Below are 12,055 nucleotides of genomic sequence, written 5' to 3'. Positions count from 1 at the left end.
CTCGCCGCGGTCGCGGCCGCGGACGGCGCGGGCGTCGCCGAGGCCGAGGCATGGGCCGAGGCCGTGCGCGGCCCCCTTGGCGCCGCGCGGTCCGGGTCGCTCGATCCCGCGGCGCTGGCCGCGGCGCTTTCGCCTGTCGCACCCGCGCCCGGAACGCCGGCCCTCGCGCCGCCGCTCCTCTGGGTGCCGGGACATGCGCCCGGCCCGCCCGAGGCCGTGCTCGGGCGCCTCTTCCCGGTCAGTTCTGGTTGATCTTGCTGCCTTTCAGAACCATGTCGGACGATGCCTTGGCGATGATCTTGCCCGATCCCGTCACGGTGATGTCCTTGCCCTCGATGCTGATGCTGCCGTCCTTCTGCATCTGGATCTTGGCGCTGCCGCAGACCAGGGTGATGCTGTCGCCTGCCTTGAGCACGAGGTTCTTGCCGGTCGTGACTCCGGTGTCCTCGCTCACCGTGAAGGACAGGTTCTTGCCGATCGATGCGGTGCTGTCCTCCGCCACCGACAGGCTGTGGCTCTTGCCGACCTCGATCGCCTGATCCTTGGCGATCTCGACCGACTGGCCACCGCCGATCTCCCAGCTGTCGTTCTGGCCGATGTCGTGCGACTGGCCTAGGCCCACGCTCATCTGGCGCGTGGCGCCGATCGTGTTGACCTGCGCGGCGCCGACGCTGCGCGTCTCGACCGCGCCGACCGTGTCGATCCGCGCCATGGCGACCGTGATGGTCTGCGTCGCCCCCACGGTCTGGACGTGATGCGCGCCGATCGTCTCGCTCGAGTTCACGCCCACCGCGATCGTCTCGTTCGCGCCCACGGTCAGCGCGCGGTTCACGCCGACCGTCTCGGTGTCGTTGTTGCCGATCATGACCGTCCGGTCGACGCCCACGGTCGTCGTCTTGTTGTTGTCGACGCTCTCGTCGCGGTTGTGGCCGACCCATTGGCGCGCGTCACGGACGACCTCCTCGGACCAGTCGTTGCCGATATGACGGGTCTCGTTGTTCTTGACGAGTTCGTCATGGTCCTTCTCGGCCTGGAAATAGACCAGCTCGCTGCCCTTCTTGTCCTCGAACATCAGCTCGTTCCAGCCGCCGCCGCCCTTCGAGGAGTTGGATTTCCACCCCGATTTCGTGGCCTCGCCGGGCAGGTCGTAGGGCGGCATCTGCTCGGCGTTGTAGACGCGGCCGGTGATGATGGGCTGGTCCGGATCCCCCTCGAGGAAGTCGACGATGACCTCCTGCCCGATGCGCGGGATCTGGATGAATCCCCAGCCGGACCCCGCCCAGGCGGCGCTCACCCGCACCCAGCACGACGACATCTCGTCGCGCGTGCCGAGGCGGTCCCAATGGAAGTGCACCTTCACCCGGGAATACTTGTCGGTATAGATCTCCTCGCCCGGCGGCCCGACCACCACCGCGGTCTGGGGGCCCTTCATCACGGGCCGTGGCGTGGTCCGTCCGGGTTTCCATTGCGACGTCTTGGGCACGAGGTGGTAGTGCGCGGAAAAGCCAGCCGCCTCCTCGTCTGGCGCGTCGAAGGCGCGGTAATCGGGATCGTGCAGGCGGTATTCGGCGCGCACGATGAAGTACGCGTCGTTCTCCAGGTCTCGGGGATGATCCGCGAGCTTGAAGGCGCTGCCGGCGGCGGGCCCGCTCGCCGTGCTGTCGCACAGGATCTCGACCGCGCCGCGCTGGTCCTGGTCGAGCCGTATGCCCGTCAGCCGGTCGCCCTCGGTGGCGGCGACGTAGGCGCCGGGATAATCGTACCGCTCGAGGTCGTCATGCAGGTGCCGGCGCGGGTTGCGGTCGACCGACATGAGGTCCGCGCCGGGCCGCTCGAAATCGTAGTCGGTCTGGGCGTGCTGCCCGGTCACCACGCTGGTGGTGCGGTGCCAGCTCGTGATGACGCCCGAGCCGTCGAGCAGGCTGTCGTTCGGCTCGAAGCGCAGGACCTCTGCGCGGGGGGCGGGCTTCGCCCTCTCGGCATCGTCCGACAGGACGACCGTGTGGTGACCGAGATCGTATTCGAAGAAGTAGAAGATGCCTTCGTGCTCGAGGATCCGCTGCAGGAAGTCGAGCGTGCTCTCGCCGTATTGCACGCAATAGGTCCGGACCGGATAGGTCTTCTTCAGCCGCAACTCGAACCGGATCGCGGCATGTTCCTTCAGCACCGCGGACACGATCTCGGGCACAGTCATGCCCTGGAAGATGCGGTTGTCGCTTTCCTTGGACAACAGCCAGAGGTGCGGCCGCAGGATCAGCTTGTAGGTGATGTAGCCGTCGCTGCCGGTTTCGATGCTGTCGAACGACATCCGGTCGACCATGCCGCTGAAATGCCGCTCATCGTCCGGATGGGTCACGTCGGTGGTCGCGGTGACACAGACTTCCTCGCCCACGTATTTCAGCGGGTCGAGGTCGAAATTGCTGCTGAACGCGGTCAGCTCGAAGCAGAAGCAGCTGCTGACCTCGTCATGGCCCACGAGCCGCGCGAACCGCAGATCGACGATCGTGCCCTCGGGAGTGATCGCTTCGGTGATGTTCTTGCCGGAAAGCCGGGCGATCCTGCCGTCCTCAATCATCGGTCCTGTCCCTTGCTGCCGGAGACGCCGGCGGAAACTGCTTCGTATCAAATGCCCTGATCATACAGGATTCGCGGAAATGATCGCTCCGATTCTGTCAGAGCGCGGGCGGGCAGGCGAGACCTTGAAGCGCCGGGCGCACCGAAACCGGGTTGAGCGCCGCGTCGAAGCCGACCTCGAGAAACACGCGGCCGGCCTCGTTGCGCAGGTCCAGAAGGACGCGCGCCCCGTCGTCCCTGAGCCGCAGCCGCAGCCCGTCGAGCAGCCGGTAGAGCCCCCAGGGTCCGCGATGGGCGATGCGCGCGGCATCCGCGCTTTCGCGGAACGCGACCTCGATCCCGGCATCGGGCGCGGTGCCGGGCCAGGTCAGCACCGCCGGCACGCCGCTCGCGCGTACCGGGACGCTCTGGCCGCCGATCGACACCATGGTCTGCCCGCGTTCGGCCAGCGCGGCCAGGCGCAGGGTGTGGTCCATGCCGCCCGGTCCGAACAGGCCCTCGGACGCCTGCGCAGCGCGTTCGAGAAAGGCCGCGCTTTCGGGCGAGAGCCCGGCAAAGCGCGCCTCGGGCTTCCAGCGCCACGGGCTTTCGTCGGTCTCGAGAAAGGGCAGGGCGCTCGACTGCAGGAACTGGTTCAGCGCGCCCTGCGGCCCCAGAAGCGCGGCGATCTGCACCGGATCGGCGTCGCGCCCCTCGGAGAACGGGTAGCGCGCGGCCAGCGCATCACGGCAGAGCGGGAAGACCTCGGTCTGCCAGTGCCGGGCCAGCGGGTTCGACGCGGTCTCGATGGCCTGCGGCTGGGCGGTCTGCGCCAGCACGTCCTCGGCGATCTGCACGACGATGCGCGGCGCGCTCTGCAGCGCCGCGACCGACCGCGCGCGGTCCTGGATCGACATGAGCCGCCGCGCCCCCCGCCCGGCGTCGATGTCGAGCGCCCCGAGCGCCACGTTCAACGCCGAGAAGAGCTGCGCGATCTCCGCCATGCGGCCGGCCTCGACATACTGGATCATCGGCCCGAACTCGCGCGCCAGCGCCAGCTGCTGGTCGTGGCTGCGGCGGCGGTCGTTCCCGCCGGCCTGGTTCCAGACCTCGCGCAGGAGCGCGCTCAGCGGGTTCTCGGCCTGCGCAAGGAGCCCCGAGACGACGATCGCCGTCTCCCGTTCGGCGAAGGGGCGCACGCGCAGGTCGGCGAGCCACGCTTTCCATGCCGCGATGGTCTCGGCGTGCAGCCGGTCCATCAGCAGGTCCGGCGTGCTGTTCTCGGGCGCAAGGTCCTGCCCGGTGATCTGGCGGTCGAGCGCGCGGGCGCGCTGGACGGCAAGCCCCACGCCGATCTCGCGCGCCTCGGTCCAGCCCCGCGCGGTGAAGAGACCGGGCAGACCTTCCTCGACGGGGCGGCCCGAACGGCGGAGCACCACGCGCGGGATGTCCGGCACGGCGGTGGCGGGCGTCCAGTCCGGCAGCGCGCGCATCTCGTCCGAACGCAGGAGCTCGAGCCAGGCGCGGGCGGGTTCGGGCGTCTCGGCGGCGAAAGCGCGCGCCTGGTCCATCACCACGGTGTCGGTCGCGACGATGTCCGTGGACGCGCCCGCCAGCGGCCCGAGGTGCCGCGCGAGCCCCCCCGTGGCGATGCGGCCTTCGTTGTCGCGCAGCCAGCCGGCCAGGTAGCCCGGCTGCCAGTCCACCCGCCCCGTCAGCACTGCCCAGGCCCGCAGCGCGTCGTAGAGCACGAGCCCCTCTCCTTCCGTGGCGAGCACAGTCTCGATGGCGTCCGCGACCGCGCCCGGGACGTGCCGCGCGACGGCGGCGTCGTAGGCCGCGCCGGCATGCGCGGCGCTGTTGCCCGCGGGCAGGCGCACGATCCCACGGAACGGCGCGCGGGCGCCGGCCTGAACCACCCGGTCGCGCGCGGCCTGCAGCGCGTCGAGCCGGCGCACGAGCTCCGCCCCCTGCTGTGGCCGGTCGAGGCCGATCACCAGCGCCTCGGCGTCGAACTCGGCGATCATCGGGGCGTGGTAGCGCCATTCGAGCCAGCCCGCGTAGCCGCCGAGCGCGCCGAGCACCAGCAGGACGAAACCCGCCGCCCGGGGCAGCCAGCCGCCCCCCGAGAGGCGCCGCGGTCCCGCGCGCACCTCGCCGATCCGCGCAAGCATCGCGTCGAGGAAGGCCGCGAGCGGCGCGAAGGCCTCGCCCTGGCCGCGGGCGGTGGCGCGGAACTCGCGGATGCGGGCCAGCGTCATCTCGCGCCCCTCGAAGAGCTGGCCCGCCGCGACCGCGTTCCACGCCGACAGCGACAGGCCGCGAGCCTGGCGCGCGGTCTGGTCGATCAGCACAGCGAGGGCGTAGCGGGCGGGCTTCAGCGTGTGGGGATGCGCGCCGCCACGGCCCGCGTCGCTCTCGAACCGGGCAAGGAGGCCGCCCGCCTCGGTGGCGAGCCGCTTGGCGCCCTCGTGGCGTGCACGCCGCGGCAGGTCCTCGATGAAGCGCAGGATGGGCGCGGCCGCGCGATCGAGGCTCGAGGGCTCCTCGCGCGGGCGTGCCATGGCCTAGAGAAGTCCCTGTTCCTGCCAGGTGCGCAGCGTCTCGACGCCCACCTCGAAATGCATCGAATCCTCGCGCCGGTAGCCCGCGCCCCAGTACCAGCCCTCCTCGTTGAAGAGCTCGGCGAGCAGCAGCAGCCCGAACTGCGTGCCGCCGTCGGCGAAGCCGTCGAGCCGGTCCTGCAGCTTCACGTCGATGGCGGTGCCCCAGGAATGGTTCGACACGGCGGTGCGCGAGCCGCGGATCAGCCGCGCGCAGAGCGCGCCGGCGGTTCCGAGCGCCGCGTAGATGTCGGGCTCGCTCGCCTGCAGCTTGTCGACGATGCGCTGCAGGGAATCGAGCGCGGGGCGGATCATCGTCACCCGGATCGGCCCGACCTGACGCGTCTCCATCAGCGCCTTGAGCCGCGGTTCGGTGACCGACTGGCAGTCCGTGCCGTAGCTCGACCGCGGATGGCCGAGGATCTCGAGCATGACCTTGTTGCGCGGCTGCGTCACGCCCTGGTTGAAGCGGTCCTTGGCGGTCAGCATCTCCTCGGTCATCTGCGCGGTGCCCGGCAGGTCCTCGTCGGCGGAGCCGAGGATCTCGGGCGCCGTCACCGCGAGATCGGGTTGGGGGGCCACCGCCGCGGGTCGGCTCGCCGCCAGCGCGATCTCCTCCTCCAGCCGGGCGATCTCGGCTTCGGCGTCGCGCAGGTCGGAACGCAGCGAATCGAGATCCGCGCCGAGCCGTCCGAGATCGGCCTCGGTCCGGTCGAGCCGCAGCTCCGTGCGCCCGTCCGCGGTCTCGAGCAGCGCGCCCACCACGGCGAAGGCGATCGCCGCCACCACGAGGCCGATCGCCACGATGATCGGGCCGATCAGGGCGCCCTCGCGCATCGCTCAGGCCTCCGACGCGAAGACGCCGATCACCGACACGTTGTCGGGCGCGCCGTCGTTCAGCGCCGCGGTGACGAGCAGGGTGCAGAGGTGCCGCGGATCCTGCGCCGTGCGCGTGATCCCGGCGATGTCGTGTTCGCCGAGGCAGGCGGTCAGCCCGTCCGAGCAGAGGATCATCCGGTCGCCGTGCACGAGCGGCGTCGCGGTGGTGTCGACCTCGAGCTGCGGCTCGTAGCCCACCGCGCGGGTGACCACGTGGCTCTGCGGGTGGCGATTGCGGTCGCTGTCGCTGAGAAGGCCCTCGTCCACCATCTCCTGCACCACGCTGTGGTCGCGCGTCAGAAGCCGCAGCTGACCGCCGCGCATCAGGTAGGCGCGGCAATCGCCGGCCCAGGCCACGTGCGCCACCGATCCCTGGATCATCATGGCGACCGTCGTCGCCCCCATGGGCCCGGTGCGGTCCTGCCGCGCGCGCATGAGGATCTGCGCGTTCGCCCGCTCGAGCGCCGCGCGCAGCGCCGCCGAGGGCAGCGCCTGCGCGCCCACGCGCGACACCTCGTCGATCACGATGTCGGCGGCGAGTGCCCCGTGGCCGTAGCCGCCCATCCCGTCGGCCACCGCCCAGAGCACGCCATCGGGATCGGTCAGGATGGAATCCTCGTTCTCCTCGCGCACCCGGCCCGCATGGGTCAGGCCCGCGCCGAAGAAACGCGGCGCCTGCTGCGGCCGAAGGAGCGGGCTGCGGGTAACGGGTGTGGACATGCGTGCACCTCGGCCCCGCGCTGCCTGGGTCCATGGCGGAAATCCCGACCCGGACACAGACCGAAAATTGCTGAACTGCTGAGCTCAGGATGCTACACTATTCCCTAAAGTGCAAAAATACATTTTTCCCCACCAGGTGGTCATCATGACATTCCCGACCCGTTTCTTCCGGTGTGCCGCGGTGGTCTCCGTGCTCGCGGTTCCGCTGCCGGCGCTCGCCCAGGACGACCTGTCCGTCGAGCAGCTGAAATCCCTGTTCGAACGCCAGAAGGACGCGTTCCGCGAGGCCCGCCGGAGCGACCTTGGCGAGACCCGCGGCCTGAAGCTCGTGACCGTGGACGACGTGCGCGCCGAGGCGCCCGAGGCCGCGGCACCGGCTGCCGACATGGCTTCGGCGCCGTCCGCGCCCGCCGTGTCTGACGTGTCCCCGAACGTGACCACCGAGACCGCGACGCTCGCGGCGCCGGACGTGCAGGCGGGCGACGGGTCGGGCGTGTCGGTCAGCGCCGCGGCATCCGGGTCCGCAGCCGTGCCCGCCGATCCGAACCGGCCGCTTCTCGCCGCGGCGGAACCCGACGCGCCGATGGTGTTCGGCCGCCTCGACCCCGACCTTCAGGTCAACCTGCATATCGAGTTCGGCTTCGATTCCGCGGCCCTCGGCGACGACCAGAAACCGAAGCTCGCCAAGATGTGCCAGGTGCTGAACGAGGCCGCGATCGACGAGATCATGATCGTCGGGCACACCGACGCCGCGGGCAGCGACGCCTACAACGAACGCCTGTCGGTCCTGCGCGCCAAGGAGGTGGCCCGCCACCTGGTCGACGATTGCGGTGTCGCGCCCGGACGGCTGCGCACGGTCGGGATGGGCGAGCGTTTCCTCTACAATCCCGCCGATCCGCGCGCGGACGAGAACCGGCGCGTGGAGTTCCAGGCCCTCAGCTGAGGTCGGGCGGCACGATCCCGAGCGCGTGGAACATCCGCGCGGTGCCGGGCTCCGCCGGGTCGAGCCCCAGCGCCGCCCGCCGCAGGTCCCGCGGCACGTGGATCACGCTGCCGAGCACCGGCGAGGCGAGGCCGGGCACCAGCGATCCCGCCGCGAGGCGCCGCGCCACGAAGGCGTTGAACCGGTCGCACCCGGCCTGCGCTGCGGCGGCCTCGTCGGGTGACCGCACGGCGAGGATGTCGCCGTAGACCATCAGCACCAGCATCGTCTGCAGCGCCTGCCGCGGCTCCATGTCGAGGCTGTCGATCACCGCGCCGAGCGTCGCGGGCCCGTCCCCGATCCGCGCCGCGATCTGCGCGCGCAGGTCCGGATGCACGTCCGCGGCCTCGGCCACCGGTCGGGCGTCGGGCACCGCGACGGGCCGGTCACGTCCCCAGCCGATGACGTGCAGCGCGCGCAGCCCGGCCACCATCTCGCGCGGGGTCAGCCGCGGGGCGCCGCGGTGGAAGAGGTCCGCGCGGAACGTGCGCGCATGGGCCAGATCGCGGGCGGTCTCGCCAAGCCCGGCCTCTGTCGCCCGGCGCAGGAAGTCCATCCGCTCGGGCGGCAGGAACATGGCATCGAACTGCTCGCCCAGCTCGACGGCGCAGGCAAAGCCCATCTTCGCGCGCGCGAGATCCTCCAGGACCTCCTGCGGCCAGGCGGCGCTGCCGTTCACGGAGGCGAATTCGTGCAGGAGGTAGCCGTCGGGCTGCCGCGCGATTCGCGCCCAGAGCGCCCGGGCCGCTGGCGCGTCGCCGAGGGCGAGCCAGTCCTCCGCGGCCGCGCGCGCCGCCGTGAACCCTGTCTGCCGGGCATCCGCCGGGATCTCGCGGAAGATCCGGCGCAGCGGGGCCGCCGCCGCCCACCCGGCGGCCGCGTTGTAACCCAGGTAGGCCAGCGCCCCGGGGGACAGCCAGCGACCGAGAAGCGTCACGATGTCCGCGCGCGTCTCTGCGTCGACCCAGGTCCAGACCCCGTGCAGCGCCGCGTAGTCGTGGCGCGCGGGCGGGTCGCTCGCGGCGAGATCGGCGAACGACGCCTCCTCCACAATGATGTTGCCGAGACCGGTCTCGGCGATCATGGCGCGCGCGCGCACCACGTGTTCGGGCAGGAAATCGTAGCCGGAAAAGCGCCCGTGCGGGTAGCAGGCCGCGAGGCCGAGAAGCGACAGCGCCGAACCGCAGCCAAGCTCGACGAACCGGAAGGGCCGGTCCTCGGCCACCGGCCGCCGCCGCGCGGTCAGGAGCGCCGCGCGCCAGCGGAATGGCGACAGCTCGGGCTGCAGCGTGTCGAGATAGGATTCCTCGACCGGGTAACCGCGGGACCAGTCAGCCACGGGCGCGGCCCCGCGTCACTGTGTCAGCACCTGCGGGTCGAACCCGCCGTTCCGCCAGCGCCGCAGCGCCGCGTCGAATTTCGGCCCCGCGCTGCCATCGGCGAGCCCGGCATAGTAGCCCGCCGCCGCCAGCCGTTCCTGCACCGCCACGATGGTGCCCGGGGACCATTGCTCGGGCGCCGAGGTCAGTGCCGCGACGATCTCGCCGCCATCCTCGGCCGCGCCCAGCAGGAGGAGGTTCGCGGCGCGGTCGGGGTCGGCGGCGACGCCGCGACCTTCGTCGAGCAGGATCGCCGCCGCCCGGTAGCCCTGCGCCTCGCCCTCGCGTGCCGCGCGCTCGAAATAGTCGAGCGCCGCGGCGGGCGTGTCGACCGCGCCCTGCTGTGCCAGCACTCCGAGGTTGAAGGTCGCCTTGGCCGACCCGCCCTCGGCCGCCCGACGCAGGAGCGCGATGGCGCGGTCCGTATCCTGCGCCACGCCCGCGCCCTCGAAGAGATTGACCGCGAGGTTGATGAGCGCGTCCGCGCTGCCGCCCTCCGCCGCGCGTTCGTAGAGCGCGAGCGCCGCGGCCGGGTCCTGCGGCACGCCGGTTCCGGCCTCGTGCAGCTGCGCTAGGCTCACCATGGCGCGCAGGTCGCCGCGCTCGGCCGCCTGCCGGTAGAGCTGCACCGCGCGGTCGAGGTCCCCCGACGCCGCCGTCGCCCGTGCCAAGAGGGCCACGTAATGCGCGACGTCCGGCGACTGGATCGCCGCCGCGCTGCAGGACTGGATCGCGGGCAGCGCGTTGCGCTGCAGCGTCTCGAAGGACACGCCCGCATGCATCGCCGTCGCGTCGCGGGGATGGGTGGCGAGCCGCCGGCAGACATTGCCCGGCTCTGCCTCCGATTGCGCGGGGATCGAGGCGAGCAGCCGCCGGGCGGCGCCGGCATGCAGGCCCTCGGGATAGGTGGCGAGGTAATGCTCGATCAGCGGGCGCATCCGCGTGCGTCGCGCCAGTTGCCAGAGCCGGTCGTCGTCCCCTTCGGTGTCGGCGGTCTGCATCGCGCGGGTCTGCACCGAGGCGCCGGGCCCGTCGAGGAAGGCCAGGACCTCCTCCCGGTAGGTGCCCTGCGGGTAGCGGTCGAGGTAGAGATCCATGAGCGCCGGGTCGCCCATGTCGGCCGCCACCTGCCACAGCATCGCCTCGTCCGACACCGTCACCGGGCTCGTGTCGAAGCTGAAGCGCCGGGTCAGCGACGAGTTCTCCCACGGGATCTGCTGTCCGCCGGTCGCCGCCATCACGTCGCGGCGCACCGCGATCATCATGTCCGACACGTCCTGCCCGGGCGTGTAGATGTGGTTCAGCACCGCCTCGGTGAAGAAACTGTTCCGCCCGGTGCCGTCATAGGCGACGTTGTCGGGCTGCGTGGCGTAGGAAAAGAGGAAATCGGCGTCGCTGCCGACGCGCGCGAGCCCGCTCTCGACCCCCGCCGCGTCATCGAGGCCCCCGCCGAACGGGTTGTCGCGGCAGGCGTCGAGGAAGACCAGCTTCAGCCCCGGCGCGTGGTCCATGGCATCCACCAGTTCGTTCAGCGACACGGTCTGCGCGGGCACGTCCGCCACGTGGCCGATCGCGGCATCCGTCGGCACGAGGAAGTTCGTGCCGGTCACCTGGAACCCGTGTCCCGCATAGTAGAGCAGCGCGACATCCGCGTCGCGCACCGCCTCGGTGAAGCGCCGCGCGATGCCGCGCATGCCCGCGCCGTCGAGATCGGTGCCGAGCAGCACCTCGAATCCCAGCCCCTCGAGGGCGATCGCCATGTCCGAGGCGTCGTTGCGGGGGTTCTTCAGCGTGCCGACGTTGGCGTAGTCCGAATTGCCGATGACCAGCGCCACCCGTTCCTGCGCCGCGGCCGGCGCCAGCCAGGCCACGATCAGGATGCATGCGACACGCAGCGCGCCGGTCATCGGTCCTCCTCCGTGCGTCAGAGTTCGGTCACCCGCGACAGCTCCACGCCGACGGTGTCGACCGCGGCGGCCACGGTCTCGATCGTCTGTCGCCGGAGGCTGACGAGCTCGGGGTCGTCCGCCCGTACCAGCGCGATGGCCTTGCGGATCTCGGTCGACGCTGTGGCGATGGCCGCCTGCGCCTCGGCCAGCGCATCGTCGCGGATCTGCGTGCGCTCGGCGTCGGTGGCGGCACTTGCCAGCCGGCCCTCGGCGCGCGTGCGCGCCGCGTCGACCTGCTGGCGCGCCGTGCGCACGATCTGTGCCACGTTCGCCATCTCGGGCGGCAGCCGCGTCGAGATGTCGTCGAGCTCGGCTGCGAAGTCGTCGAGCGCGTCCGACAGGCAGGCGAGGTATTGCGAGATCTCCGCCGTGCTGTCGCCGCAGGCCTGCGCCGCGATCTCGAGCCGGGTGGCCACGGTCTCCACGACGCGCAGCGTGTCACGCGCCTCGCCCACCGCGCCCTCGTCGCCGCCGGCGACCACGAGGGTCGGCGCTGCCTCATCGAAAGCGATCGCGCCCCCCGGCAGGTCGAGCGTGATCGTGTCGGCGGGCTCGGGCAGGTCGAAGCCGCCGAAGGGCGGCGGCGGCGGCACGTCGTTGGCGACGAGCGGCTCGACGGTGAGCGCCCCGTCGACGAAGGTGAAGGCGTAGTTGCCAAGCCCCGTGCCCTCCGGCGCGGAGCCGGTGATCGCGTAGGGCGAGCCCGCGATGCTGGCCTCCGCCGCCGCACCCTCGCTCGCGATGGCGATGCGGTCGAGCCGGTCCTCGAAGAGGAGGTCGGGCGCGGTGAACTCGGTCCCATCGAAGCTCAGCGTCTCGCCGAAGCGTTTCGTCGCATCGTTCACGCGCACCGCGATCGCCCGCGGGTCGACCGTGAGGGCGCCGTTCTCGACGCTCACCACGTAATTGCCGAGCCCGGTCCCGGTCACGCCGGTCCCGACGATGGCGTAGGGAGACCCGGCGACATCGGCATCGGCGGCGGCGCCGGCG

The 12,055-nt window shown here is 71.6% G+C and carries 8 protein-coding genes and 1 pseudogene; 2 read left to right on the top strand and 7 right to left on the bottom strand.

The window, feature by feature from the left end; translation table 11 throughout:
* Nucleotides 1–252 (top strand): annotated as a pseudogene (locus RISW2_RS25115) (hypothetical protein); the annotation flags it as partial.
* Here RISW2_RS25115 and RISW2_RS21455 read toward each other — a convergent pair.
* The 4 genes from RISW2_RS21455 to RISW2_RS21440 form a co-directional block, all read right to left on the bottom strand.
* The gene (locus RISW2_RS21455) at nt 239–2,575 is read right to left on the bottom strand and encodes a type VI secretion system Vgr family protein (protein ID WP_051492269.1); all 2,337 of its coding nucleotides are present in this window, start codon (nt 2,573–2,575) and stop codon (nt 239–241) included. The pseudogene RISW2_RS25115 and the gene RISW2_RS21455 overlap by 14 nt on opposite strands.
* Before the next feature lie 97 nt (nt 2,576–2,672).
* A complete protein-coding gene (locus RISW2_RS21450) occupies nt 2,673–5,117 on the bottom strand; it encodes an ImcF-related family protein (RefSeq protein WP_043774910.1) in 2,445 nt (814 codons plus the stop codon).
* Between the two features lie 3 nt (nt 5,118–5,120).
* Nucleotides 5,121–5,993 (bottom strand): M15 family metallopeptidase, encoded by an 873-nt coding sequence (locus RISW2_RS21445; RefSeq protein ID WP_043774908.1) that lies wholly within the window; start codon nt 5,991–5,993, stop codon nt 5,121–5,123.
* A 3-nt stretch (nt 5,994–5,996) separates the two neighbouring features.
* Nucleotides 5,997–6,755, bottom strand: a complete 759-nt coding sequence (locus tag RISW2_RS21440; protein WP_043774906.1) for a PP2C family protein-serine/threonine phosphatase — start codon at nt 6,753–6,755, stop codon at nt 5,997–5,999.
* A 145-nt stretch (nt 6,756–6,900) separates the two neighbouring features.
* On the opposite strand from RISW2_RS21440, the gene RISW2_RS21435 reads away from it, so the two are divergent.
* Nucleotides 6,901–7,698, top strand: coding sequence for an OmpA family protein (locus RISW2_RS21435; protein ID WP_043774916.1), 798 nt, complete (start codon nt 6,901–6,903; stop codon nt 7,696–7,698).
* Here RISW2_RS21435 and RISW2_RS21430 read toward each other — a convergent pair.
* From RISW2_RS21430 to RISW2_RS25110, 3 genes are all read right to left on the bottom strand, one after another.
* On the bottom strand, nt 7,691–9,076 hold the full coding sequence (locus RISW2_RS21430) for a class I SAM-dependent methyltransferase (RefSeq protein ID WP_043774904.1): 1,386 nt from the start codon (nt 9,074–9,076) through the stop codon (nt 7,691–7,693). The genes RISW2_RS21435 and RISW2_RS21430 overlap by 8 nt on opposite strands.
* 15 nt (nt 9,077–9,091) lie before the next feature.
* Nucleotides 9,092–11,023, bottom strand: a complete 1,932-nt coding sequence (locus tag RISW2_RS21425) for a caspase family protein (RefSeq protein WP_051492263.1) — start codon at nt 11,021–11,023, stop codon at nt 9,092–9,094.
* 17 nt (nt 11,024–11,040) lie between these two features.
* Nucleotides 11,041–12,055: MBG domain-containing protein (locus tag RISW2_RS25110; protein ID WP_043774902.1), on the bottom strand; the 1,015-nt coding region annotated here is incomplete at its 5' end.

Origin of the sequence: Roseivivax isoporae LMG 25204 (assembly GCF_000521865.1) — a bacterium.
Classification (GTDB): domain Bacteria; phylum Pseudomonadota; class Alphaproteobacteria; order Rhodobacterales; family Rhodobacteraceae; genus Roseivivax; species Roseivivax isoporae.
The sequence above is the reverse complement of the archived record's forward strand: the minus strand, read 5'-3'. Positions and strand labels throughout refer to the sequence as shown.

Bases quoted from the DNA above. Each gene is read 5' to 3' on its own strand.
- RISW2_RS21455 (WP_051492269.1), bottom strand. From the start codon at position 2,575: ATGATTGAGGACGGCAGGATCGCCCGGCTTTCCGGCAAGAACATCACC.
- RISW2_RS21450 (WP_043774910.1), bottom strand. From the start codon at position 5,117: ATGGCACGCCCGCGCGAGGAGCCCTCGAGCCTCGATCGCGCGGCCGCG.
- RISW2_RS21425 (WP_051492263.1), bottom strand. From the start codon at position 11,023: ATGACCGGCGCGCTGCGTGTCGCATGCATCCTGATCGTGGCCTGGCTG.
- RISW2_RS21440 (WP_043774906.1), bottom strand. From the start codon at position 6,755: ATGTCCACACCCGTTACCCGCAGCCCGCTCCTTCGGCCGCAGCAGGCG.
- RISW2_RS21445 (WP_043774908.1), bottom strand. From the start codon at position 5,993: ATGCGCGAGGGCGCCCTGATCGGCCCGATCATCGTGGCGATCGGCCTC.
- RISW2_RS21435 (WP_043774916.1), top strand. From the start codon at position 6,901: ATGACATTCCCGACCCGTTTCTTCCGGTGTGCCGCGGTGGTCTCCGTG.